General features: G+C 70.7%; 18 protein-coding genes. 12 read left to right on the plus strand and 6 right to left on the minus strand.

Annotated elements, in window-relative coordinates; translation table 11 throughout:
- Positions 1–9: 9 nt before the first annotated feature.
- Positions 10–696, minus strand: coding sequence for a site-2 protease family protein (locus C7H73_RS05200; RefSeq protein WP_405124781.1), 687 nt, complete (start codon positions 694–696; stop codon positions 10–12).
- Positions 697–991: 295 nt separating this feature from the next.
- Here C7H73_RS05200 and C7H73_RS05205 point away from each other — a divergent pair, with 295 nt between their 5' ends.
- Genes C7H73_RS05205 through C7H73_RS05220 form a run of 4 tightly spaced genes read left to right on the plus strand, consistent with a single transcriptional unit; the run spans position 992 to position 6,195 of the window.
- Complete coding sequence (locus C7H73_RS05205; protein WP_106845672.1) at positions 992–1,864, plus strand: c-type cytochrome; 873 nt, start codon at positions 992–994, stop codon at positions 1,862–1,864.
- 54 nt (positions 1,865–1,918) lie between these two features.
- Positions 1,919–3,292 (plus strand): cbb3-type cytochrome c oxidase subunit I, encoded by a 1,374-nt coding sequence (locus tag C7H73_RS05210; protein ID WP_106845673.1) that lies wholly within the window; start codon positions 1,919–1,921, stop codon positions 3,290–3,292.
- A 19-nt stretch (positions 3,293–3,311) separates the two neighbouring features.
- The gene (locus C7H73_RS05215) at positions 3,312–4,118 is read left to right on the plus strand and encodes a CbbQ/NirQ/NorQ/GpvN family protein (protein ID WP_106845674.1); all 807 of its coding nucleotides are present in this window, start codon (positions 3,312–3,314) and stop codon (positions 4,116–4,118) included.
- Between the two features lie 10 nt (positions 4,119–4,128).
- On the plus strand, positions 4,129–6,195 hold the full coding sequence (locus C7H73_RS05220; RefSeq protein ID WP_106845675.1) for a hypothetical protein: 2,067 nt from the start codon (positions 4,129–4,131) through the stop codon (positions 6,193–6,195).
- Between the two features lie 67 nt (positions 6,196–6,262).
- Here the strand turns inward: C7H73_RS05220 and C7H73_RS05225 are convergent, their stop codons facing one another.
- Positions 6,263–6,898 (minus strand): L-threonylcarbamoyladenylate synthase, encoded by a 636-nt coding sequence (locus C7H73_RS05225; RefSeq protein WP_106845676.1) that lies wholly within the window; start codon positions 6,896–6,898, stop codon positions 6,263–6,265.
- A 24-nt stretch (positions 6,899–6,922) separates the two neighbouring features.
- Positions 6,923–7,804: a 3',5'-nucleoside bisphosphate phosphatase gene (locus C7H73_RS05230; RefSeq protein WP_106845677.1), complete on the minus strand. Its 882-nt coding sequence runs from the start codon at positions 7,802–7,804 to the stop codon at positions 6,923–6,925.
- Between the two features lie 175 nt (positions 7,805–7,979).
- Here C7H73_RS05230 and C7H73_RS05235 point away from each other — a divergent pair, with 175 nt between their 5' ends.
- From C7H73_RS05235 to C7H73_RS05250, 4 genes are all read left to right on the plus strand, one after another.
- Positions 7,980–9,710, plus strand: a complete 1,731-nt coding sequence (locus C7H73_RS05235) for a methyl-accepting chemotaxis protein (RefSeq protein ID WP_106845678.1) — start codon at positions 7,980–7,982, stop codon at positions 9,708–9,710.
- A gap of 154 nt (positions 9,711–9,864) precedes the next feature.
- Positions 9,865–10,695 carry an SDR family oxidoreductase gene (locus tag C7H73_RS05240; RefSeq protein WP_106845679.1) on the plus strand — a complete coding sequence of 277 codons (831 nt, stop codon included), beginning with the start codon at positions 9,865–9,867 and terminating at the stop codon, positions 10,693–10,695.
- A gap of 20 nt (positions 10,696–10,715) precedes the next feature.
- Positions 10,716–11,837, plus strand: a complete 1,122-nt coding sequence (locus tag C7H73_RS05245; protein WP_106845680.1) for a TRAP transporter substrate-binding protein — start codon at positions 10,716–10,718, stop codon at positions 11,835–11,837.
- Complete coding sequence (locus tag C7H73_RS05250; protein WP_227001422.1) at positions 11,834–14,527, plus strand: bifunctional diguanylate cyclase/phosphodiesterase; 2,694 nt, start codon at positions 11,834–11,836, stop codon at positions 14,525–14,527. The genes C7H73_RS05245 and C7H73_RS05250 overlap by 4 nt, the downstream gene beginning before the upstream one ends.
- On the opposite strand, the gene C7H73_RS15845 is transcribed toward C7H73_RS05250, so the two are convergent.
- Positions 14,524–16,113, minus strand: a complete 1,590-nt coding sequence (locus C7H73_RS15845) for a methyl-accepting chemotaxis protein (protein WP_106845681.1) — start codon at positions 16,111–16,113, stop codon at positions 14,524–14,526. The genes C7H73_RS05250 and C7H73_RS15845 overlap by 4 nt on opposite strands.
- A gap of 135 nt (positions 16,114–16,248) precedes the next feature.
- Positions 16,249–17,160, minus strand: coding sequence for a DMT family transporter (locus C7H73_RS05260; RefSeq protein ID WP_106845682.1), 912 nt, complete (start codon positions 17,158–17,160; stop codon positions 16,249–16,251).
- A 126-nt stretch (positions 17,161–17,286) separates the two neighbouring features.
- On the opposite strand from C7H73_RS05260, the gene C7H73_RS05265 reads away from it, so the two are divergent.
- From C7H73_RS05265 to C7H73_RS05275, 3 genes are all read left to right on the plus strand, one after another.
- Complete coding sequence (locus tag C7H73_RS05265) at positions 17,287–18,273, plus strand: quinone oxidoreductase family protein (protein ID WP_106845683.1); 987 nt, start codon at positions 17,287–17,289, stop codon at positions 18,271–18,273.
- Complete coding sequence (locus tag C7H73_RS05270) at positions 18,270–19,091, plus strand: NUDIX hydrolase (protein ID WP_106845684.1); 822 nt, start codon at positions 18,270–18,272, stop codon at positions 19,089–19,091. The genes C7H73_RS05265 and C7H73_RS05270 overlap by 4 nt, the downstream gene beginning before the upstream one ends.
- 96 nt (positions 19,092–19,187) lie before the next feature.
- Positions 19,188–20,162, plus strand: coding sequence for a bile acid:sodium symporter family protein (locus C7H73_RS05275; RefSeq protein WP_106845685.1), 975 nt, complete (start codon positions 19,188–19,190; stop codon positions 20,160–20,162).
- Between the two features lie 445 nt (positions 20,163–20,607).
- Here C7H73_RS05275 and C7H73_RS05285 read toward each other — a convergent pair whose 3' ends face one another.
- Entirely contained in the window at positions 20,608–22,284 is a 1,677-nt protein-coding gene (locus tag C7H73_RS05285; protein ID WP_106845686.1) for a Na/Pi cotransporter family protein, read from the minus strand.
- Positions 22,285–22,582: 298 nt separating this feature from the next.
- On the opposite strand from C7H73_RS05285, the gene C7H73_RS05290 reads away from it, so the two are divergent.
- The gene (locus C7H73_RS05290) at positions 22,583–24,199 is read left to right on the plus strand and encodes a methyl-accepting chemotaxis protein (RefSeq protein ID WP_106845687.1); all 1,617 of its coding nucleotides are present in this window, start codon (positions 22,583–22,585) and stop codon (positions 24,197–24,199) included.
- Positions 24,200–24,205: the final 6 nt, after the last annotated feature.

A 24,205-nucleotide genomic window follows, 5' to 3' on the forward strand; every position in this document is an offset into this window, starting at 1 on the left:
GCAGAGAGGTCAGCGCAGCAGCGCGACGAAAGGGGTCATGAGCAGGTTGATGGCTTCGTAGCCCAGGCTCATCAACGGGCGCAGCCACAGCGAGCCCACCACGCCGGCCAGCACCAGCGCCAGCACGATGAAGAAGCCGTAGGGCTCGATGCGCGACAGCCACAGGGCCTGGCGCACCGGCAGCAGGCCCGCCAGCACCCGCCCGCCATCCAGCGGCGGCAGCGGAAACAGGTTGAAGGCCCACATGACCAGATTCACCAGGATGCCGGCGCGCGCCATCTGCACGAAGAAGGGCTCGGCCACGTCCAGCGCCACCAGCACGATCAGCAGCAGCGCCCAGAGCACCGCCTGCACGAAATTGGACGCCGGCCCGGCCAGCGCCACCCAGACCATGTCGCGCTTCGGATGCCTGAGGTTGCCAAAGTTCACCGGCACCGGCTTGGCGTAGCCGAAGACGAACGCGCCCGAGGTGGAAAAGTACAGCAGCAGCGGCATCAATATGGTGCCGATGGGGTCGATGTGCTTGAGCGGGTTGAGCGTCATGCGCCCGAGCATGTAGGCCGTGTTGTCGCCAAAGTGGCGCGCCACGTAGCCGTGTGCGGCTTCGTGCACCGTGATGGAAAACAGCACAGGCAGGGCGTAGATGAGCAGGGTCTGGAGGGTGTCGGAGGAGGGCACTCGCCAATTGTCGCGCATGGCGCCTGTGGGTCCTGTCCCACAGCGCATGGGCGCTTGTCCGACAAGGCGGGCGCGAGGTCAAGGCCAACAATCGACCGCAATACCCGGCGTGCAATGCGCCGGGGCCGCCAAGAACAACAGACAACAGGAGAGACTCCCCATGCATGCCTGGTTTGCCCCCGTGAAGATTTTCGCGCTCGTCATCGTGCTGCTGATGCTGGTGGCCATGGTCTATGCGGGCACCATGGCCATCACCTACTGGTCCGGCATCGGCGTCTGACGCCGTCCACGCAAACACCCCACGAGGCCCGCCATGAACAAGCGCCAGACCCGCCTTTTCGCCATCGTCGCCACCGCCCTGTCGGCGGCGGTTTTTCTCGGGCTCACCTTCGACAGCCACCGGCAGTTCGACAAGCTGACGAACGCCGAGTCCATCACGCCCGCCGTCACGCACGGCAAGAACGTCTGGCACAAGAACAACTGCATCAACTGCCACACCATCTTCGGCGAAGGCGCCTACTACGCGCCCGACCTCACCAAGATCAGCAAGCTGCGCGGCGAGGCCTATCTGAAGGCCTACATGAAGGACCCTTCCAAGTTCTACGACGAGCAGCGCCACCGCCGCCTGATGCCCAAGCAGGACCTGAGCGACGAGGACATCGCGGGCCTGATCGCCTTCTTCGACTGGGTCAGCAACGTGGACAACCAGGGCTGGCCACCGCGGCCCATCCTGGTCACGGGTGCTGCCATGCCGGGCATGGACCGCACGCTGGAGCAGCAAACCAGCGGGGCCAAGGTCGAGCGCGGCGGCATCGACGCGCCCCCGGGCGCGCGGCCCCTGGCCGGCGATGAAAACCCCATCGCGCTGGGCGAGCGGGTGTTCCGCACGGCCACGCCAGCCTGCACAGCCTGCCACTCCACCGCGCCGGGCGTGAACATGGCCGGGCCGTCTCTGGCGGGCGTCAAGGGCCGCACCGAGGCGCTGCTGGCCTCGGCCGATTACAAGGGCAAGGCCAAGGACGTGGCCGGCTACCTGCACGAGTCCGTCGTGGAGCCCAGCGCGCATCTGGTGCCCGGCCCGATGTACTCGGCCGATGGCACCTCGTTCATGCCCACCACCTATGGCAAGGACCTCACGCCCGAGCAGATCGACCAGCTCGTGGCCTACCTGATGTCCCTGAAATAAACAGGCTGACAACGCCATTCACGCCCAACGCCCTGGTCTTCGCCGGAGTTCGCCATGAGATACAAATCCCAATCCGTCGCCTACTGGTATTTCGCCGTGGCCGTCGCCCTGTTCGGCCTGCAGATCGTCTTTGGCCTGCTGTCGGCCACCAAGTACCTGGGTCCCGACCCCCTGCTGTACATCCTGCCGTTCGACGTGACCAAGGTCATCCACACCAACGTGCTGATCGTGTGGGTCATCTGCGGCTTCATGGGCGCCACCTACTGGATGGTGCCGGACGAGTCGCGCACCGAGCTCTACAGCGTCAAGCTGGCCTATATCCAGCTGGTGCTGTGGGTGGTCATGGGCGTGGCCACCGTGGTGGGCTATCTGTTTCGCTACGGCACGGGCAACAAGCTGCTGGAGCAGCCCCTGCCATCCAAGCTGGCCATCGTGGTGGCCATGGCGATATTTCTCTACAACATCGGCATGACGATCAAGAAGTCCGGCCGCTTCACCACGCCCGAGGGCGTGCTGCTGGGCGGCCTGGGGCTGGCGGCATTGCTGTACGTGCCGGCGCTGCTGGAGTACCACAACTACACCGTCTCCATCTACTACCGCTGGTGGACCATCCACCTGTGGGTGGAGGGTGTGTGGGAGATGATCCAGGGCGGCTTCCTGGCCTACCTGCTGATCCGGCTGTCCGGTGCCGACCGCGAGGTCATGGAAAAGTGGCTGTACGTCATCGTCGGCCTGGTGTTCATCGCCGGCATCCTGGGCACGGCGCACCATTACTACTGGGTGGGCGTGCCGGCGTACTGGCTGCCGATCGGCGGGGCTTTCAGCGCGCTGGAGCCGGTGGCCCTGGTCGGCATGGCCATGTACGCCTACTACGCCATGCGCCGCACGGGTCTGGCACACCCCAACAAGCTGGCCCTGCACTGGACGGTGGGCAGCGCCGTCTTCACGCTCTTCGGTGCCGGCCTGCTGGGCTTGGCGCACACCTTCCCCAGCGTGAACAAGTGGACGCACGGTACCTTGATCACTGCGATGCACGGCCACGCCGCCTTCTATGGCGCCTACGCCATGATCGTCATGGCCATGATCACCTACGCGCTGCCCTCCTTCACGCGCCGGCCCGAAGAAGGCTCGGCCATGGGCTACACCGCCTTCTGGATGCAGCTGGCCGGCATGTTCGGCATGACGCTGTCGTTCGCCACCGCCGGCATCGGGCAGGTGTACCTGGAGCGCATCATGGGCATGGGCTACCTGGACGCGCAGCTCAAGATCCAGGTGCACTTCGTGATGCTCATCATCACCGCCTCCATCTTCGCCATTGGCGTGGCGCTGTTCATCATCGACTTCTTCCGCTACCCGCTGCGCATGGAAGTGCGCGAAGGTGACCCGGTCGTGCCGCCTGCGGCGCCGGCGCGAGCAGCGGTGGTCTGACGGCGTGGATGCAGCTTCCTTGAACGCACACGCCGACGGCGCGGCATCTGCCGCCGCGCCGTATTACCTGCCCACCGGCGACGAGGTCGAGGTCTTCGAGCAGTGCCACGCGCAGGGCCTGGCCGTCATGCTCAAAGGGCCCACGGGTTGCGGCAAGACGCGCTTCGTCGAGTACATGGCCTGGCGCCTGAAGCGCCCGCTCATCACCATCTCCTGCCACGACGACCTGAGCGCCAGCGACCTGATCGGGCGCTTCCTGATCAAGAACGACGGCACCGTCTGGCAGGACGGCCCGCTCACGCGCGCCGTGCGGGACGGCGCCCTGTGCTACCTGGACGAGGTGGTCGAGGCGCGGCAGGACACCGTGGTGGTGCTGCACCCCTTGACCGACCACCGGCGGCTGCTGCCCATCGACAAGACCGGCGAGGTGCTGGAAGCCGCGCCCGGCTTCGGCCTGGTGGTGTCATACAACCCCGGCTACCAGCGCATGCTGAAAGACCTGAAGCCCAGCACGCGCCAGCGCTTCGTGGCGCTGGACTTCGACTTTCCCGCGCCGGAGGTGGAGGCGCGCATCGTCGCCCAGGAAGGCGCAATCGCCGAGCCCGACGCGCGCGCTTTGGTGCAGCTGGCCACCCGGCTGCGCGCGCTGCGCGACCGGGGCCTGGCCGAGGTGCCCAGCACGCGCCTGCTGGTCGCTGCCGCCCAGCTGTCCGCGCGCGGTGTGGAGCTGCGCCGCGCCTGCCTGCATGCCATCGTGGCGCCCCTGTCGGACGAGGCGTCGCTGGTGGCCGCCATGCGCGACCTGGTGGACGCCACCTTTGTCTGATTGATGCCGCATGGCAGAAGCCGAAGACGTCATCACCGACGCCGCGCGCCACGCCACCATCTACGCGCAGCAGCTGTGGCGGCGCCACCGGCCCCCACCGGCCGGCCCGCCCGTGCTGCGTCTGGCCGACGTCGCGCCGCGGCTGGATCTGCTGATCGCCGCCGCCTTTGGCTGCAGCCTGCAACTGCGGGCGGCGCAGCAGCCCGCACCGCCCACCTTTTTGTCGCGCTGGTTTCAGCGCGGCGAGCCGCCGCATGAGCGGGGCGCCCTGCCTGCGACCGACGGCGCCAGCATCTGGCTGCCGCCCGCGCTCGCGGCCCCGCAAGGGCTGGAGGACGCGATGCAGCAGCTGCGCACGCTGGCCATGGTGCAGGCCACGCGGGCGCTGCGCGGCGCGGCGCAATGTGCAGCCAGCGCCGCCGGCCGGTATGAGCGCACCCTGTTTGCGCTGCTGGAGGCGCACGCCGCCGACCACGAACTGGCCACGCGCCTGCCCGGCATGGCGGCACCGCTGGCGCGCCTGCGGCAGGCGGCGCTGGCTGCGCGCCCGGCACCTGCCTCGCTGCCCAGGCACTTGCAGCCGCTGGAGGCGCTGGTGCGCGCCGTGCTGGGCGCGCCTGCCTCCCAGGCCGTCGCGCTGCCCGGCACGCAGGAGCTGCTGCTGCCCCTGCCCGCCAGCAGCGCCGACGCGCTCGCGCGGGCACGCGTACTGGCGCTGCGCCTGGCTGCGCCGGACGCGCCGCCGCGCCAGCAGCGCTGGCTGGTGGCGGGCTTGTGGCTGGGTGAGTTGCGCCCGCCTGCGCCCGCCGCCCGTTTTCTGGGCGACCCGTCAGCCGACGAGGAGGCCGGTGGCCGCGGCCCCAGCCGCTCGGTACACATGGCGCGCCGCCCGCAGGTGCGCGAAGCGCTGGAGGACGAAGACGAAGAACAGAACCAGCCCGGCGCCTGGATGGTGCAGACCGCCCAGCCGCACGAACAGGCCGCCGATCCCATGGGCCTGCAACGCCCGACCGACCGCGACACCGACACGGCGGCCGAGGAGTTCGCCGATGCCCTGTCCGAACTGCCCGAGGCGCGCCTGGTAGCCACGCCCGGCCGGCCCAAGGAGGTGCTGCTGTCCGACGACCCGCCCGAGCACCTGGCGCGCAAGGCCGGCGCGGGCCCCGGGGGCGAAGAGGGCGGCGGCGAAGCGCTGCACTACCCGGAGTGGGACTGCGCAGCCAACAGCTATCGCCACCCCGGCGCCACGGTGCGCGTGCGCCAGGCCGCCCCCGGCGCGCCCGAATGGCTGGCCGCCACCCTGGAGCAGCGCCGCGCCATGCTGCACGAGGTGCGGCGGCGCTTTGAGCTGCTGCGCAGCCGCCGCGTGCCCGTGCGCCGCCAGTGGGACGGCCCCGACATCGACCTGGAGGCCTGCATCGAAGCCCGCGCCGACTTTGCCGCCGGCCTGCCGCTGCCCCAGCAGCTGTACCGCAGCGAGCGCCGCCTGCACCGCGACCTGGCGGTGCTGGTGCTGATCGACGTGAGCGGCTCCACCGACGCCTGGGTGGCCGAAGGGCGCCGCGTGATCGACGTGGCGCGCGAGGCCCTGCTGCTGGTCAGCCTGGCGCTGGACGGCATGGGCGCGCCCTTTTGCGTGCAGGCTTTTTCGGGCGAAGGGCCGCAGGGCGTGGTGGTGAGAAACGTCAAGCGGTTTGGCGAACCCTATGGCCAGGACGTGGCGTTGCGCATCGCCGGCCTGGAGCCCGAGCACTACACCCGCGCCGGCGCCGCGATGCGCCACGCCACGGCCACGTTGATGAAGGAGCCGGCGGCGCACCGCCTGCTGCTGCTGCTGTCCGACGGCAAGCCCAACGACGTGGACCAGTACGAAGGCCGCTACGGGCTGGAGGACATGCGCCAGGCAGCGACCGAGGCGCGCCTGCAGGGCATCGCGCCGTTTTGCCTGACGATCGACCGCCAGGCCTCCAGCTACCTGCCCGCCGTGTTCGGCGCGCACCACTACGCGCTGCTGCAGCGGCCCGAGCGTCTGCCGGAGGTTCTGCTGGAATGGCTGCGCCGGCTGGTGGTGCAGTAGGGCAGCTATAAATCTTATAGCTGCTGGCGCTTGCCTGGCGGGTGCTAGGGCCCTAAAAGGCTCTCAGTCAGAGCCCCAGCCTGGCCAGGCTGCCCAGGCCCGCGCGCACCACGACCGCCTCGCCGCCCGTGCCCATGGGCACCAGGTCCAGCACGGTGGTCAGCTCCAGCGGGCAGCTGCCCGCGTCCACCACACCCTCGATGACCTTGTCGAAACGCTCGCGGATGTCCTCCGGGTCGTTCAGGGGCTCGGTCTCGCCCGGCGGGATCAAGGTGGTGGCCAAAAGCGGTGCGCCGTGCAGCTCCAAGAGCAGCTGCAGGCCCTTGCGCTCGGGCACGCGCAGGCCGATGGTCTTGCGCTGCGGGTGGCTCACGCGGCGCGGCACTTCCTTGGTCGCCTCTAGGATGAAGGTGTAGGGACCGGGTGTGCCCAGCTTCAAAAGCCGGTACTGCCGGTTGTCCACATGCGCGTAGCTGGACAGCTCCGACAGGTCGCGGCACAGCAGCGACAGCAGCTGCTTGTCGTCAATCTGGCGCACGCGGCGCATGCGGTCCACCGTGGCCTTGTCGTCCAGGCGGCACACCAGCGCGTAGCTGGAATCGGTGGGCACGGCCAGGATGCCGCCCGTGGCCAGGAGCTGTTGCGCCTGCTGCAGCACGCGCGGCTGGGGGTTGTCGGGGTGGACTTCAAAGAGCTGGGCCATGGCGGGGTTCTCGTCTTCTTGTTGTCAGGTGGGGGCAGAGGAGGCTGGCGCGCGCAGGATGCGCCCCTGCAGCAGCTCCCACACGGGCGTGAGCTGATCGGGCAGGCCGGGCAGCTGGCCCAGGTCGGTGTGCGATTCATGGGGGCTGTGGAAATCGCTGCCGCGCGAGGCGGCCAGGCCGAACTCCTGCGCCATGGCGGCGTAGATGGGGTATTCGGACGGCATGTGGCTGCCCGTGACCACCTCCACCCCTTCGCCGCCGTGCTGCTTGAACTCGGAAAACAGCGCGTATTCCTCGGTCGGCGTGAAGCGGTAGCGGCCCGGGTGGGCGATGACGGCCGCACCCCCGGCCTCGCGGATCCAGCGCACGGCATCGCGCAGCGACGCCCAGCGGTGCTCGACATAGCCCGGGTGGCCTTCGGTCAGAAAGCGGCGAAACACCTCCGGCGTGTCGCGGCAGACGCCCGCATCGACCAGATGGCGGGCAAAGTGCGTGCGCGAGATCAGCTCCGGGTTGCCCACGTAGCGCAGCGCGCCTTCGTAGGCGCCCATGATGCCCACCTGGGCCAGCTGGCGCGCGATCTCCTGCGCGCGCTCGCCGCGCCCGCCGCGGGTGGCGGCCAGGCCCTGCGCCAGCTGCGCGTCGTGGGCGTCGAACCCCAGGCCGACGATGTGCACCGTGGTGTCGGCGAAGGTGACGGAGATCTCCACGCCGGTCAGGTAGTCCATGCCCAGCGCCTGGGCGGCGGTGGCGGCGCGGTGCTGGCCGCCGATCTCGTCGTGGTCGGTCAGGGCCCACAGCTGCACGCCGTTGGCATGCGCGCGAGCGGCCAGCTCTTCGGGCGTCAGCGTGCCGTCGGAGACGACGGAGTGGCAGTGCAGGTCGGCGTTCAGAAGAAGGGTCACCAGGCCATTTTAGGGGTCGCCTGCACACGGGCCCGCGTCAGCATTTGTTGACGCCATGCGTCGCAAACCGCACTCATGTTGTAAACAAATGTGCGTAAATATGACAATATGCCCAGAATGTGAGGCCCTGCCTTGGCTTTCGTTTCCTTTCTCCGTCTCCTGGAAAACCTCTCTCATGACTCTTCAGAACATCTCCGTAGGCCGCAAGCTGTGGTTGCTGGTGCTCGGTCTCCTGGTCTCCATGCTGGTGCTGTTGGGCGGTTTGCTGGCCTATCTCACCCATCTGGAGGATGAGGCCGCGCGCATCGTGCAGGCCAATGAAGACGCCCTGAGCCTGACGCTGCGCTGGCAGGGCCTGTCGGCCCTGGCGGTGGAGCGAGCGCTGCTGGGCGTGAGCGTGACCGATGAAACGCTGGCAACCCGCCTGCGCGGCCAGGCGGGAGAGGGCATCAAGGCCATCAGCGGCCTGCAAAAGCAGATCGACGAACAGGCCGTCACCGCCGAGGACAAGGCCCAGCTGGAGCGCATTGCCAGCGCCCGCAAGCCGGTGCTGGAATACAACGCCGAGGCCGGCCGCCTGCGTGCCGACGGCGACTTCGCCGCCGTGAGCGACCTGATAGAGGGCAAGCTGATTCCTGCCATCGAACGCTACGTGGGCGAACAAAATGCCTATGCCCAGCTGCAGGAGCGCCAGCGCGACGCGGCCAAGGAAGAAGCCGTGCAGCTGCGCCGGCGCGCCATGATGCTGGGTGCGGCGATCGCCGCCGTGATGGTGGGCCTGGGCCTGCTGCTGGCCACGCTGCTGGTGCGCTCCATCACCGCGCCGCTCACGCGCGCCGTGGGCCTGGCCGATGTGATCGCCGCCGGCGACCTGACGCAGGATGTGCACGACGAGCGCGGCGACGAGTTGGGCCAGCTGCTGCGCTCGCTGTCGGCCATGGGGGCGCGGCTGCGCAGCGTGGTGGGCGAGGTGCGCTCGGGCGTGGAATCGGTCTCCAGCGCCTCCAGCCAGATCGCCACCGGCAACCAGGACCTGTCTTCGCGCACCGAGCAGACGGCCGCGAACCTGCAGCAGACGGCGGCCAGCATGGAAGAGCTCACCGCCACCGTCACCCAGTCGGCCGACACCGCGCGCCAGGCCAATCAGCTGGCCGCCACCGCCGCCCAGGCCGCCGAGCGCGGGGGCAGCGTGGTCGGCCAGGTGGTCAGCAGCATGCAGCAGATCACGGATTCGAGCCGCAAAATCGCCGACATCATCGGCGTCATCGACGGCATCGCCTTCCAGACCAACATCCTGGCGCTGAACGCCGCCGTGGAAGCCGCCCGGGCCGGCGAACAGGGCCGCGGCTTTGCCGTGGTGGCCGGCGAGGTGCGCAGCCTGGCGCAGCGCTCCGCCTCCGCCGCCAAGGAGATCAAGGAGCTCATCACCACCAGCGTGGACAACGTGCAGGCCGGCTCGGCCCAGGTAGAGCAGGCCGGTCAGAGCATGAGCGACATCGTCACAAGCGTGCGCCGCGTGAGCGACCTGATCGGCGAGATCACGGCCTCCTCCACCGAGCAGCGCGACGGCATCTCCCAGGTCAACCAGGCCGTGGCCAACCTGGACCAGATGACGCAGCAAAACGCCGCGCTGGTGGAGGAGTCCAGCGCCGCCGCCGCCGCCATGCACGAGCAGGCGCAGCGCCTGGCACAGGTGGTATCGGTATTCAACGTGGGCGCAGGGGCACCGGCCGCAGCGCCTGCACCCCGGCGCGCACCGGCGCCCGTTGCCGCTGCCCGGGCACCCGCGCCCGCCCTGGCCAAGCCCAGGCCCGCGGCCAAGGCCGCTCCGGCACCGGCACCGCGCCCGCAGATCGCCGCCCCCAGCCTCACGCCGGCCGCGGACGACGACTGGGAGAGCTTTTGACGGCCTCTCCGGGGTGCTATTGAAATGAGAGCTGCCAGCGCTTGTCTAACGGGCGCTGGCAGCTCTTTTTGCCTACGACGTTGCCGCGGGCGACCGGGGTGGCTACCATCGTTGTCAAATTGTTAACGCAGTCCGTGCGAACCGGGAGATACACATGGATTTGGGCATTGCAGGCAAGTGGGCGCTGGTGTGCGGCGCCAGCAAAGGGCTGGGGCAGGGGTGCGCGCAGGCACTGGTGCAAGAGGGGGTCAACCTGGTCGTCAACGCGCGCGGGGCCGATGCGCTGCAGTATGCTGCTAGCCAATTGATAGCTGCTGGCGCAGACGCAGCAAGCGCCAGGGGCCAAAAAGGCTCAGAACCTCAGGTCATCGCCGTGGCCGCCGACATCACCACACCCGAGGGCCGCGCCGCCGTGCTGGCCGCCCCTGGCGGGCCGGGTGCGCAGCTGGACATCGTGGTGACCAACGCCGGCGGCCCGCCGCCGGGCGACTTCCGCCACTGGGACCGCGCCGCCTGGCTGGCGGCCGTGGAGGCCAATATGCTCACCCCCATCGAGCTGATGCGCGCCGTGGTGGACGGCATGGCGCAGCGGGGCTTCGGGCGCATCGTCCACATCACCTCCAGCGCCGTGAAGGCGCCCATCGACATCCTGGGCCTGTCCAACGGCGCGCGCAGCGGGCTCACGGGCTTCGTGGCCGGCCTGGCGCGCAGCAGCATCGCCGCGCAGGGCGTCACCATCAACAACCTGCTGCCCGGCCGCTTCGACACCGACCGCCTGGCTGCCACCATGCGCGCCGCCAGCGCCCACAGCGGGCGCAGCGAGGACGAAGAGCGGCGCGTGCAGCAGCAGCGCATCCCCGCCGGCCGCTTTGGCACGGCCGCGGAGTTCGGCGCCCTCTGCGCCTTCCTGTGCAGCATGCACGCCGGCTACGTCACCGGCCAGAACGTGCTGGCCGACGGCGGCGCCTACCCAGGCACCTTCTGAGGTCGGCCCCGCCACGCGCCATGCAGCCCCCAGCGCCACGCTCCCTGTCGCTGGCGCATCGCGCCGGCAGGCGGCTGGCCGCCGCGCTGCTGGCCCTGGTGGCGCTGTTGGTGCCACTGCCCGGCGCCGCCGCGCAGGCCGCGGCGGCCGGTGCCACCGATGCCGGGGCGCCGTTCAAGCTGCGCGTCGTCGGCGGACTGGCCGGCATCACGCAATACACCCAGCTGGAGGCGCCGTTTTGGACGCGCGACCTGCCGCGCCTGAGCGGCGGGCGCTTCACCGCCGACATCGTGCCGTTCGACCGCGCCGGCGTGCCGGGCAGCGAGATGCTGCGCCTGCTGCACCTGGGCGTGGTGCCCTTCGGCACGGTGCTGATGAGCTCGCTGTCGGCCCAGCACCCGTTCTACACCGCGGCCGACCTGCCCGGCTTGAACCCTGACATGGCCGCGCTGCGCGCCACGCTCGCTGCCGTGCGCCCGGCGCTGGAGCAGGCGCTGCGCAGCGAGCAGGGCATCGAGCCGCTGGCGCTGTATGTCTATCCGGCGCAGGTGCTGTTTTGCCGCGAACGCCTGCGCGGCCTGGCCGATCTGCGCGGGCGCGTGGTGCGCGTGTCCTCGGCCGCCCAGGGCGACTTCATGGCGGCGCTGGGTGCCAAGCCGCGCCTGGTGCCCTTTGCCCAGATGGTGGCCGGCGTGGAAAGCGGCGCCCTGGACTGCGCGGTGACCGCCGCCATGTCCGGCAACGTGCTGGGCCTGCACCAGCACACCGCCTACCTCTATCCGATGCCCATCACCTGGGGGCTGGCCCTCTTCGGCGCCAACCAGGCCGCCTGGCAAGCCCTGCCGCAGGAGCTGCGCACACTGCTGCGCGCCCAGCTGCCGCGGCTGGAGACGGCCATCTGGCTGAGCGCCGAGGAAGAAACCGCCAACGGCCTGGCCTGCAACACGGGCAGCAGCCGCTGCACCAGCGGGCGGCGCGGCGCCATGACGCTGGTGCCCGTCAGCGCCCAGGACGAGGCGCGCCGCGCCGAGCTGCTGCGCAGCGCCGTGCTGCCGCGCTGGCGCGAGCGCTGCGGCGCCCGCTGCGCCGGGCTGCAGCTGGGTGGCCCGGGCGCTGGCAGCCCGGCGCCGGGCAAGCCGTGAACAGCGCCGCCACCGCAGCCGCCATCGCCGCGCCCGGGCGCCGGGCCTACGTTCTGGTCTGGGGGCTGGTGGTGCCGCTGGTGCTCGGCCTGACCCTGGCCGTGGCCGCCCTGCTGTGGAGCCAGCGCAGCGCCGACCTGGCCGAGGCCGAGGCACAGCTGGGCCGCTTTGCCACCGGCGCCGAAGTCGGCGTCAACCGCGCCCTGCTGGCGCTGGACGTGCTGCTGGCCACGCTGGAGCAGGTGGCGCCCGCCGCAGGCTCCGCCGAGGGCCCGCCGGCACGCCTGTCCGGCCAGCTGCTGGCGGCCATGGCGCGCCAGAACCTCATGGTGCGCGACGTGGCGCTGCTGGACGAGCAGGGCGTGCCGCTGGCTGCCTCTGTGCCGGTCGAGCGTGCCGGCGCCGCCCTGCGGCTGCCCAAGGACTTCATCGCCGCCGCCCTGGCGCCGGCCGTGCCCATGCTGGTCATCAGCGACCCGGTGGTCAACGCACGCAGCGCCGAGCGGGTGATCTGGGTGGGGCGGGCGCTGCGCGCCCCCGGCGGCGGGCGCTGGCTGGCCGTGGCGCAGGTGCCGGTGGACGCGCTGGTGTCGCTGCTGCAGCAGGGCATGCCGCAGCCGCAGGTGGAAGTCACGCTGGAGCGTGCCCAGGGCGCGTTGCTGGTGGGGCTGGCCCCGCCGCAGGGCCTGGTGGAGGCCGAACGCGCGGGCGGCCCGCCGCTGGCGCGGCTGGCACCGGGGAGCCTGCCGTCCTGGCAGGGCCGCACCCGGCTGCGGGGCGACAGCGGCCTGGTGGCCACGCGCGCGCTGATGTATGAAGACCTGTGGATCACCGCCAGCCTGCCGCGCGCCGCCGCGCTGGCCGACTGGGGCGAGCAGGCGCGCCTGATCGCCGGCGCGGCCCTGGTGCTGGGCCTGACCATGGTGCTGGCCGGGGTGCTGGCCACCGTGTACCTGCGGCGCATGCACCGTGCGCGCGCCGTGGTGGCGCAATCCAAGGCGCTGCTGGACGAGGCGCTGGGCGCCATGGTCAGCGGCTTCATGCTGCTGGACGCGCAGCGCTGCGTGGTGCAGTGGAACCAGCGCTTCGAGGAATTCTTCCCCTGGCTGTCGGGGGTGGTGCGCCCGGGCGTGTCGTTTTTGCGCGTGCTGCAGACCACCGTGCACTACCACCGCCCCGGCGCCACCCCCGAGGACAAGCGCGCCTGGGTGGACGAGCGCCTGCGCCGCCTGCAGGACCCGCACGGCACGCTGGAGCAGCGCCTGCCCAGCGGCCGCTGCGTGCAGGTCATCGAGCGGCCCACGCCCGAGGGCGGCCTGGTCATCCTCTACCACGACGTGACCGAGCTGCGTCAGGCCACCGCCGAGGTGGAGCACCTGGCCTTTTATGACCCGCTGACGGGCCTGCCCAACCGCCGGCTGCTGCTGCAGCGCATCGAGCAGGCCTGCGCCGAGGCGCAGCGCGCCGGCGTGCACGGGGCGGTGCTGTTCATCGACCTGGACCACTTCAAGACGCTCAACGACACCCTGGGCCACGAGACCGGCGACGAGCTGCTGCGCCAGGTGGCGCGCCGGCTCGAGTCCGGCGTGCGCGCCGGCGACGTGGTGGCCCGCCTGGGCGGCGACGAGTTCGTGGTCATGCTGCTGCAGCTGTCCGGCGACGCCGAGCTGGCCGCCGCCCAGGCGCGCGGCGTGGCCGAGCAGATCGTGGCGTTGCTGGCCCGGCCCTACGCGCTGGCCGGCCAGGTGCACCACGGCAGCGCCAGCCTGGGGGCCACGCTCTTTGGCGCCCAGCTGCAGTCGGCCTCCGAGGTGCTCAAGCAAGCCGACATCGCCATGTACGAGGCCAAGGCGCGGCGCGGCAACTCCCTGTGCTTCTTTGACCCCTCCATGCAGGTGAGCCTGAATGCCCGGGCGCGGCTGGTGGCCGACTTGAAGCGCGCGCTGCCCGGCAACCAGTTCCTGCTGCACCTGCAGCCGCAGCTGGACCAGCAGGGCCGGGTGGCCGGCGCCGAGGCGCTGCTGCGCTGGCAGCACCCCGAGCGCGGGCTGGTGCCGCCGGGGCAGTTCATTGCTGTGGCCGAAGACAGCGAGCTCATCGTGCCCATCGGCCGCTGGGTGCTGGACAGCGCCTGCCAGCTGCTGGCCCGCTGGCAGCACGATGCGGCGCTGCGCGAGCTGTGCCTGAGCGTGAACGTCAGCGCACGGCAGTTCCGCCAGCCCGGCTTCGTGGAGCAGGTGCTGGCCAGCCTGCAGGCCAGCGGCGCGCGCGCCCACCGGCTGGAGCTGGAGCTGACCGAGTCGCTGGTGCTGGAGGACGTGCAGGACTCCATCGCCAAGATGCACCAGCTGCGCACGCGCGGGGTGCGCTTCGCGGTGGACGACTTCGGCACGGGCTACTCGTCTCTGGCCTACCTGACGCGGCTGCCGCTGCACCGCCTGAAGATCGACCGCTCCTTCGTGCAGCACCTGGGCGAGAGCCACAGCGACGACGTGGTGGTGCAGACCATCCTGGGCATGGCGCGCAACCTGGCACTTGAAGTCGTGGCCGAAGGCGTGGAGACGCAGCAGCAGTGCGATTTCTTAACGGTGCATGGCTGCGAGGTGTACCAGGGCTACCTGTTTGCCCGGCCCCTGCCGCTGGCGCAGTTCGAGGCCTTCGTGCGCGAGCGGGCCGGCCCGGCGGCCTAGGCGGTCGGGCGCGCCAGGGCCGGCTGCGCGAAGGGCGCGCCGGGCGGGCTGCCGTCGTGCAGTCTGAACGTGCGCACCACGGCCAGCAGCCCGCGGGCCTGGGCCTGCATGGAGCTGGCCGCCGCTGCGGCCTCTTCCACCAGCGCGGCGTTTTGCTGCGTCACCTGGTCCATCTGCACGATGGCCTGGTTGACCTGGGCGATGCCGGCGCTTTGCTCCTGGCCCGCCAGGGTGATCTCGCCCATGAGGCTCTTGACCCGCGTGACGCTGGCCACCACCTCGCCCATGGTGGCGCCGGCCGCGTCCACCAGCTGGCTGCCCGCCTCCACCTGCTTGACCGAGTCGCCGATCAGCGCCTTGATCTCGTGCGCCGCGGACGCGGAGCGCTGGGCCAGCTGGCGCACCTCGGCGGCCACCACGGCAAAGCCCCGGCCCTGCTCGCCGGCGCGCGCCGCTTCCACCGCCGCGTTCAGCGCCAGGATGTTGGTCTGAAAGGCGATGGAGTCGATCACGCCGATGATGTCCACGATGCGCCGCGCCGAGGTGTGGATGGCGGCCATGGTGTCCACCACCTGGCCCACCACCCGGCCGCCCTGTTCGGCCACCTGCGAGGCCTGCGTGGCCAGGTCGTTGGCCCTGTGCACGTTGTGCATGTTCTGCTGCACGGTGGAGGTGAGCTCCTCCATGGAGGCCGCCGTCTGCTGCAGGGCGCTGGCCTGGCTCTCGGTGCGCGAGGACAGGTCGGCATTGCCCGCGGCGATCTCGCTGGAGGCGGTGGTGATGGCGTCGGTGCCTTCGCGCACCCGCTGCACCAGCGCCGACAGGCTGCGCTGCATCTGCGCCATGGCGGCCATCAGGCTGGCGCTGGCGCCGCCGTGGGCCAGTTCGATGTGCGCCGTCAGGTCGCCCTCGGCGATCGACGTGGCCACGGCTGCGGCGTGGCCGGGCTCGCCGCCCAGCTGCCCGATGACGCTGCGCGTGAGCCACCAGGACACGGCGGCGCCGGCGGCCAGAGCGGCCGCGGCCAGCGCCAGGCTCAGCGTGAACAGCTGGCCGGTGCGGGCGCTGAGCTGGCTGCGCGACTGCTCCACGGCGTCGGTGCGGTCCTTGATGAGCTTGAGCAGCTCGGTGCGGATCTGGCGCCACAGCGGCGTTTCCTTGGCGTTGAGCAGCTCGATCGCCGCGTCCCGGTCGCTCTTGGCCAGCTGCACGACCTGCTGCTGCAGCTCGGACTGCTGCTGGTGCAGCTGGGCGACGCGCTCCAGCGCGGCAGCGGTGGCGCTGTCGCCGCCAGCCAGTGTGCGGGCGGCGGGCAGCTCCTTGCGAAACGCCTCGCGCGCCGCCTCCAGGTTCTTGTAGCCCTGCTCATTGCCCGGCGCCAGGATGACGTTGCGCAGCGCCTGCCCCATCTGCAGGCCCTGGGCATACAGCGTGCTGCTGGCACTCAGGAAGGCCTGGTCCTGTTCGATAAAGGTGGTGAAGCGGCTGGAGGCGCTGCGCATGCCGGTGATGGCCACGCCCAGGGCGATGGCAAATATCAGGCACACGAAAGCCATGCCCAGGATCATGCGGCTGCGCAGCGTCATGGTGGCGATAGGTGAAAAAGAACGGGGAGGGCGCGCACGGGAGAGCCGGCGACGCGCGAGGGCAGGATTGTCTTTGCCGGCAAAATCCTCAGTGGCTGCAGGGAAAGGCGCCAGTGGGCGCTCACCCGGGGCGCGTCAGCTGCGCCGCGACGACACCACGATGCCCCCCACGATCAGCGCAAAAGCCGCCGCGTGGTACGCCCGCGGCGCCTCGCCCAAAAAGGCCGCGGACAGCAGCGCCGCAAACAGCGGCGTGAGGTTGATGAAAAACCCCCCCATCACCGGCCCGGCCCGCTGCACGCCCAGGCCCCAGCAGCGATAGGCGAGGATGGCCGGGCCGATGGCGATGAAGGCCAGCGCCGCGGCCAGCCCCCAGCCCCACTCGAAGCGGCGCACGCCCAGCGACCACTCCACGCCGGCAAACGCGCCCGACCACATCAGCCCGAAGACCATCTGCGCCAGCAAGAAGCCCGCCCAGTCGGCGCGCACATCGGCGGGCTCGCTGGTGCGCACCAGCAGCCAGCTGTACAGCGCCCAGGCCAGGGTGGCCAGCACCATGTACAGGTCGCCCGGCACCAGGCGCAGGGCCAGCAGCTCCTGCCAGCTGCCGCGCGAGAGCACCAGCAGCACCCCGGCCACCGACGCCAGCGCCCCCGCCACCTGCCGGCGCGACACGGGCGCGCCGAAGAACAGCGCGCCGATGGTCAGCATCCAGATCGGCACGCCCGCGCCCACCAGCGTCACGTTCAGGGGGGTGGAGGTCTGCAGCGCCATGTATTGCAGTGCGTTGTAGCTGCCGATGCCCAGCAGGCCCAGCAGGCAGTAGCGGCGCCAGTGCGGCCACAGGCCGCTGTGCGGGCGCAGCACGCGCCAGGCCAGCGGCGCCAGCAGCGCAAAGGCCAGCAGCCAGCGCAGAAAGTTCAGCGCCACCGGCGCGACCAGGGTGTGCACCAGGCGGCCAACGACGGCGTTGCCGGCCCACATCAGCGGCGCGGTGGCCAGCAGCAGGGCGGTGGACAGGGTGAGGGGGGCGCGGTTGGAACTCATCGGGGCGGCCACTGTAACTGTCCGGGCGCGGGCGCGCGCGGGCGACTGCGCGGCGCGGGCAAACATGGCACGATACCGGCCGAACCGGCGAGGCCCCTGGCGGGCCTTGCCTCAAGGAGAACACCCATGACCCGCGCCATCCAGATCCGCCAGCACGGCGGCCCCGAAGAACTCGAGCTGACCGACGTGCCCGTGAGCGAGCCGGCCGCAGGCCAGGTGCGCATCCGCCACCGGGCCATCGGCCTGAACTTCATCGACGTGTACCACCGCACGGGGCTGTACCCGCTCCCCATGCCCGCCACCATCGGCATGGAGGGCGCGGGCGTCATCGAGGCGGTGGGCGAGGGCGTCACGCACCTGCAGGTGGGCGACCGCGCGGCCTACGCCAGCATGCCGCCGGGCAGCTATTGCGAGGCGCGTGTGATGCCCGCCATGAACGTGTGCAAGCTGCCGGACGCCATCAGCTTCGAGACCGGCGCGGCCATGATGCTCAAGGGCCTGACGGCGCAGTACCTCTTGAAGAAAACCCTGCCGGTGGAGGGCCTGCAGCCCGGCGACCACGTCTTGTTCCACGCCGCGGCCGGCGGCGTGGGCCTGATCGCCTGCCAGTGGGCGCGCGTGCTGGGCCTGCAGCTGATCGCCACGGCCGGCTCGGACGAGAAGTGCCAGCTGGCGCTGGCCAACGGCGCGGCCCACGCCATCAATTACCGCACCGAGGACTTCGCCGCGCGCGTCAAGGACATCACCGGCGGGCGCGGCGTGAAGGTGGTCTATGACTCCGTGGGCAAGGACACCTGGGACCAGTCGCTCGATTGCCTGCGCCCCTTCGGCCTGATGGCCAGCTTCGGCAACGCCTCGGGGCCCGTGCCGCCGTTCGCGCCGGGCGCGCTGGGCGCCAAGGGCTCGCTGTACGTCACGCGCCAGACGCTGTTCTCGCACATCAGCTCGCGCCAGGCCACGCAGGCCATGGCCGACGACCTGTTCGCGGTGGTGGCCAGCGGCCAGGTGAAGATCCACATGGCGCAGCGCTATGCGCTGGCCGACGTGCAGCAGGCGCACCGCGACCTGGAGGCGCGCAAGACCACCGGCTCGACCATCCTGACGCTGCCGTGAGCGGGCAGCACGCGCCCGATTGGGCGCGGGCCGCACGCAAGCGCGCTCACGCCGGCGCTGCCCGGCCGCGCCTGCCGCTGCTGCTGGGCCAGAGCACCATCGGCTCGGTCGCGACTGGACTTTTGGATGAAATCGGGCTGCAACCATTGTGTAGCAAGCGCTGGCAGCTATCAAAAGTGAAGCAAGACCGGGGCGCCGCCTGGCAGCTTGAAGGTGGAGACGCCACCCAGGCCCTGAACGCCCTGGCCCAGGCCCTGCGCGCCGCCGGCCGCTGCGGCCCCTGGCGGGACGAGCAGGTGGCCGTGTGCGACGCGCAGGGCGTGCGCCAAGCCAGCGTGGAGCGCGGCGCCGTGCGCGTGCTGGGCATCGCCACGCAGGCGGTGCACCTGGTGGGCCTGGACGCCAGCGGCGAGCGCCTGTGGCTGCAGCAGCGCTCGCGCACCAAGGCCACGCACCCGCTGGCCTGGGACACGCTGATGGGCGGCCTGGTCAGCGCCGCCGACGACATCGACACCGCCCTGGCGCGCGAGACCTGGGAGGAGGCCGGACTGCGGCTGGCCCAGCTGGCCGGCCTGCAGCGCGGCGGCACCGAGCGCGGCACCCGGCCCAGCGACGAAGGCGGGCCCGGCTGCGGCTGGATGGACGAGCGCATCCACTGGTTTCGCGCCGCCCTGCCCGCCGGCCTGCAGCCGAGCAACCAGGACGGCGAGGTCGAGCGCTTCGAATGCCTGCCCCACGCCCAGGTGCAGACCCGCCTGGCGCAGGGCGTTTTCACGCCCGAGGCGGCGCTGGTGCTGGCCGCGTTCTACGGCTGGTAGGGTGGCGCTCTTAAATCGATAGCTACTCGCGCTTGCTGGGCAAGCGCTGCAGCCGCTTTTCATTAGAATTTCTGGCTCGTTTGCCACCCCAGCGCCATGGCCCGCCCCCGCCTGCTCCCCGACAATTTCACTCTGGCCCTGCTGGCCGCCGTGGCGCTGGCCAGTGCGCTGCCGGCTACCGGGCGCGTGGGCGCTGCGCTGGAGCACGCCACCACCCTCGTCGTGGCGCTGCTGTTTTTCATGCACGGCGCCAAGCTCTCGCGCCAGGCGGTGCTGGCCGGCATCGGCCACTGGCGGCTGCACCTGGTGGTGGTGCTGAGCACCTTTGCGCTGTTTCCGCTGCTGGGGCTGGCGCTGCGGCCGGTGCTGCAGCCGCTGGTCACGCCGCAGCTCTACACCGGCGTGCTGTTTCTGTGCGTGCTGCCGGCCACGGTGCAGTCGGCGATCGCCTTCACGGCGGTGGCCGGGGGCAACATGGCCGCGGCCGTGTGCAGCGCCTCGGCGTCCACGCTGCTGGGCATCTTCATCACGCCGGTGCTGGTCAGCGTGGTGCTGCCGCACGCGGGCACGGCGGAGCAGGACGTGCTGGGCGGCATCCTGCGCATCATGGCGCAGCTGATGCTGCCGTTTGCTTGCGGCCACTTGCTGCGCCCGTGGATCGGCGGCTTCATGGCGCGGCGCGCGGCGGCGCTGAAGTACGTGGACCAGGGCTCGGTGCTGCTGGTGGTCTATACGGCCTTCAGTGCGGCCGTGGTGGGCGGGCTGTGGCAGCTGCTGCCGCTGCCGGCGCTGGCCGGCCTGCTGGTGGTGTGCGCGGTGATCCTTGGCCTGGCCCTTGCGTTCACCGCCTGGCTTGCGCGGCGCCTGGGCTTTTCGCGCGAAGACGAGATCACCATCGTCTTTTGCGGATCGAAGAAGAGCCTGGTCAGCGGCGTGCCCATGGCCAAGGTGCTGTTCGACTCGCAATCGGCCGGCGCCATCGTGCTGCCGCTGATGGTGTTCCACCAGCTGCAGCTGATGGTGTGCGCGGTGCTGGCGCAGCGCTACGCAAGGCCGGCGCGACAGGGCTGAGCGGCGCCGGGCGGGTGCGCCGGCGAACCCACGACTGTCCCTGGGCCGGCTGCGCCCCGACGCCCGCGCAGCCTGCGGCGCAGGACAGGAGGGCTCTGCCCGCCGCACCCCGCCCGCGACCTCCACCTGCCAGCGGCAGCCCGTCTTGCGCAGGAAGTTCTTGAGGTGCCGAGCGCGCCGTGTGCCAGCTCGAACCCTCGATGACCGCGAAGTCCTTGACGGTCTTGCCGGCGGCCCGCGCCAGCGCCAGCCATGCTTCGGTGGGCGACAGGCCCAGCACCTGCCCCGCCAGGCGCGGCTCGAGGGGCAAAGCGCTGCCCGGCCTGCCACGACCAGTGCCGAAGGTGCCTGCGGCAGGCCCGCCCAGGCCTGGGCGGGCTGCAGCGGCAGGGCGGTAACCACCTCCGCCGGGCCGCTTGCCCGGGCAGGGGTCAGGTGGCGCAGCTCACGGGTGGTCGCCCTGCGGCGTCTCGGTCAGCGGGCGCACGCTGCCCTTGAGCCGGCTGGGCGCCAGCACGCCGGCCGACTCCAGGATGGGGTAGGCGATGGAGCTGATGTGCGAGTTGATGCGCTTCAAGTCGCTGATCAGGTCGATGTGCAGCGAGCTGGTCTCCATGCTGTTGACAGTGCCGTCGGACAGGCGCAGCAGGTGGCTGGTGGCGTAGGCGCGCTCCAGGTTGCGAAAGTGCACTTTTTCCTCCAGCAGGCGCTGGGCGTCGCGCACGTTGCCGTTGAGGAACACGCTCATGCCCAGGCGCAGGTTGCTCACCAGGCGCTGGTGCAGCTCGGTGATCTCGGCCATGCCGGCCTCGGAGAACTCGCGCCCCTTCTTGATCTTCTTTTCCTCGATGTCCTGCAGGACACGCTCGACGATGTCGCCGATCTGCTCCATGTTGATGGTGAAGCTGACGATGTCGGCCCAGCGGCGGGACTCCTCCTCGCCCAGGTCGTCGCGCGAGATTTTCGTCAGGTAGTACTTGATGGAGGAGTACAGCTGGTCCACCTCGTCGTCCATGCGGCGCAGGCGCTGCGACAGATCCTCGTCGTTCTTGCGGATCACGTTCATCACGCCCAGCAGCATGGTCTCCACCACGTCGGCCTGGTACAGCGCCTCGCGTACGGCGAACGAAATGGCCAGCGAGGGCGTGGCCAGGGCCGAGGCGTCCAGGTGGTGGGGCCGGCCGCTTTGCGCGCCTGCCGGCTTGGGCAGCAGGCGCGCCACCCATTTCGCCACCCACTGCGTAAAGCCGATGAAGCCTACGCTGATGATGACGTTGTAGGCCAGGTGGAACAGCACCACGCTGTGCGCCGTGCCGGGCAGGATGGGCTCCACGTAGCTGATCCACACGCCGATGAACGGCGCCATCAGCACCACGCCCATGATCTTGAAGGCCATGTTGCCGATGGTGACCTGGCGAACCTCCACGCTGGAGCGGGCCATGGTCAGCACCGCCGCCAGGCCGTTGCCCAGGTTGGCGCCCAGCACCATGCCCAGGGCCATGCCCAGGGGCACGACGTGCGTGTCGGCCATGGCGGCGATCAAGAGCACCACGGCCAGGCTGGAGTACGACACAATGGCCAACACCGCGCCCACCATGATCTCCATCCACAGGTCGCTGGCCAGGCTGGTCAGCAGCATCTGCGTGACCGGCGAAGCCATCATGGGCTCGGTGGCCTGCACCACGCGCTCCAGCGCCAGCAGCATCAGCCCCAAGCCGATGAATACCCGGCCCACGCGCCCTGCGGTGCTGGCCTGGCGTGTGATGAACAGCACCACGCCGACGAAGATGAACACCGGCGACAGCCACGACAGGTCCTGCGCAAACAGCAGCGCCATCAGCGCCGTGCCGATGTCGGCGCCGCGCATCACGGCCAGCGCCGCCGGCAGCGTGATCAGGCCCTGGCCGACGAAGGAGGCCGTCATGAGCGAGGTGGCCGTGCTGGACTGCACCAGCGCCGTGACCCCGATGCCCGACAGTGCGGCGGTGAACCGGTTGCCCAGGCTGCGTGCCAGCAGCGTGCGCAGGTTGGCGCCAAACACGCGCAACACGCCCGTGCGCACGAGATGCGTGCCCCATACCAGCAAGGCCACGGCCGCCAGCAGATTCAGCAGATGCTTCATGTTGGAAGAAGAAAGGCGGGGCGGCGCCAGACGCCGAGGCGCTGGGGCAGGCTTGGGCTGGCGCGCCAAACGCTACAGCATAGCGCCGCCAGGGCCCACGCGCGACGGCCCCGGCAATAAACCCCGGGCCGGCCTGCGGCCGCGGCGCGCGCTTGACAACGCGCACGCTGGCCGAACCCGGCTACCGACCGCCTGCCGGTCTTGACTTGCATCAATGACTCCCGATCAAGAGGACACGGCTGCGAACCGTAGCTGTAACATCCAGTATCAATCAGTGCCTCACGGAATTCTTGACGTCATGTGGAACCGGCTACGCATCACCCATCGCTTCATCTTCATCCTCGGCGCCTTCTGGCTGTCGGGCGCGGCCGTCATCGCGGTGAGTTTCTGGGGCCTGTCTTCCGCCCGTGACAGCCTGAAGGCGGTGCACGGGCACAGCATGGCGCTGTCGCTGCGCGCCGACGACCTGGTGGCCCTCACGGTGCAAAACCGCCTGCTGGTGCTGCTGGCTTTTCAGCACGCGCCGGACAGCCCGCTGGTTGCCATTCACCAGCATCCCATCGACGAGCATCTGGGGCTGCTGTCGGCGAACCGCCAGAAGGTGTCCGAAGCACTGCAGGCCATTGACGCCGCGATCACCGATGCGCAGGAGAAGACCCTGTTCGCGGCCGTGCAGAGCGCCCGCGTGACCTGGGTGGCCGAGCTGGACGCCGCCGTACAGGCCGTGCACCAGGGCGAGTTCTCGTCCGAGGGCATGGCGCGGTTCCTGCAGGCCGGCGGCCGCGAGAGCGAGGCCCTGGTCGGCGCCACCCAGCGCTTTCGCGCCGCCCAGGTGGCGCAGGCCGACGCCGCGCAGGCCGCCGCGCAGCGCCGCTACGAGATGGCGCTGTGGATCTTTGCCGGCGCCACGTTCCTGCTGGGCCTGCCGGCTTCGCTCATGGGCCTGGCGCTGCTGGGGCGCCTGGTGCGCGGCTTTCGCGCCGCCAACCGGGCGGCGGCGGCCATCGCTGCCAGCGACCTGGGCCAGCGCATCGCCGCCAGCGGCAGCGATGAGATCGGCATCATGCTGGCCCAGATGGAGACCATGCGCGGCAACCTGAACCACGTCATCGGCCAGGTCAGCGGCGGGGCGGAAACCATTGCCGGCGCCTCCACCCAGGTGGCGGCCGGGACGCGCGACCTGTCGGCGCGCACCGAGCAGCAAGCCAGCGCCCTGGAGCAGACGGCGTCGGCCACCGAGCAGCTGTCGGGCACCGTGGAAAACAACGCCGAGAACGCCGCCCAGGCCAGCCAGCTGGCGGCGTCGGCCACCGGCGTGGCGCAGCGCGGGGGCGCCGTGATGGGGCAGGTGGTGGGCACCATGCAGGCCATCAGCAGCGCCTCGCGCCGCGTGGCGGACATCATCGGCGTGATCGACGGCATCGCCTTTCAGACCAACATCCTGGCGCTGAACGCGGCCGTGGAGGCGGCCCGCGCTGGCGAACAGGGCCGCGGCTTTGCCGTGGTGGCCGGCGAGGTGCGCCAGCTGGCCCAGCGCAGTGCCGAAGCCGCTCGCGAGATCAAGCAGCTCATCACTGATTCCGCCGCCCAGGTGGAGGCCGGCGGTGCCCAGGTCAGCGAGGCCGGCGCCACCATGCAGGAGATCGTGGGCGTCATCCAGCGCGTGGCGCGCATCGTCGATGAGATCGCCGCCGCCAGCCGCGAGCAGTCGCTGGGCCTGTCGCAGATCAACCAGGCCGTGGCCCACCTGGACGGGGTGACGCAGCAAAACGCCGCGCTGGTGGAGGAAACCTCGGGCGCTTCGGACGCACTGCAGGCCCAGGCGCGCGAGCTGGCCCGCGTGGCGGCTACCTTCCGGCTGGAGGGTGGTGCTGCCGGCAACGGCGCGCTGCCGGCGCTCAGCGCTCACTATTGACAGCCC

The organism is Pulveribacter suum (assembly GCF_003013695.1).
Lineage (GTDB): Bacteria > Pseudomonadota > Gammaproteobacteria > Burkholderiales > Burkholderiaceae_C > Melaminivora > Melaminivora suum.

What these genes read in the sequence shown, in the direction of transcription:
- C7H73_RS05205 (WP_106845672.1), top strand. Translation starts at nt 992, where the DNA reads ATGAACAAGCGCCAGACCCGCCTTTTCGCCATCGTCGCCACCGCCCTG.
- C7H73_RS05265 (WP_106845683.1), top strand. Translation starts at nt 17,287, where the DNA reads ATGACCCGCGCCATCCAGATCCGCCAGCACGGCGGCCCCGAAGAACTC.
- C7H73_RS05290 (WP_106845687.1), top strand. Translation starts at nt 22,583, where the DNA reads ATGTGGAACCGGCTACGCATCACCCATCGCTTCATCTTCATCCTCGGC.
- C7H73_RS05210 (WP_106845673.1), top strand. Translation starts at nt 1,919, where the DNA reads ATGAGATACAAATCCCAATCCGTCGCCTACTGGTATTTCGCCGTGGCC.
- C7H73_RS05235 (WP_106845678.1), top strand. Translation starts at nt 7,980, where the DNA reads ATGACTCTTCAGAACATCTCCGTAGGCCGCAAGCTGTGGTTGCTGGTG.
- C7H73_RS05260 (WP_106845682.1), bottom strand. Translation starts at nt 17,160, where the DNA reads ATGAGTTCCAACCGCGCCCCCCTCACCCTGTCCACCGCCCTGCTGCTG.
- C7H73_RS15845 (WP_106845681.1), bottom strand. Translation starts at nt 16,113, where the DNA reads ATGACGCTGCGCAGCCGCATGATCCTGGGCATGGCTTTCGTGTGCCTG.
- C7H73_RS05285 (WP_106845686.1), bottom strand. Translation starts at nt 22,284, where the DNA reads ATGAAGCATCTGCTGAATCTGCTGGCGGCCGTGGCCTTGCTGGTATGG.
- C7H73_RS05275 (WP_106845685.1), top strand. Translation starts at nt 19,188, where the DNA reads ATGGCCCGCCCCCGCCTGCTCCCCGACAATTTCACTCTGGCCCTGCTG.
- C7H73_RS05225 (WP_106845676.1), bottom strand. Translation starts at nt 6,898, where the DNA reads ATGGCCCAGCTCTTTGAAGTCCACCCCGACAACCCCCAGCCGCGCGTG.
- C7H73_RS05245 (WP_106845680.1), top strand. Translation starts at nt 10,716, where the DNA reads ATGCAGCCCCCAGCGCCACGCTCCCTGTCGCTGGCGCATCGCGCCGGC.
- C7H73_RS05200 (WP_405124781.1), bottom strand. Translation starts at nt 696, where the DNA reads ATGCGCGACAATTGGCGAGTGCCCTCCTCCGACACCCTCCAGACCCTG.
- C7H73_RS05240 (WP_106845679.1), top strand. Translation starts at nt 9,865, where the DNA reads ATGGATTTGGGCATTGCAGGCAAGTGGGCGCTGGTGTGCGGCGCCAGC.
- C7H73_RS05220 (WP_106845675.1), top strand. Translation starts at nt 4,129, where the DNA reads ATGGCAGAAGCCGAAGACGTCATCACCGACGCCGCGCGCCACGCCACC.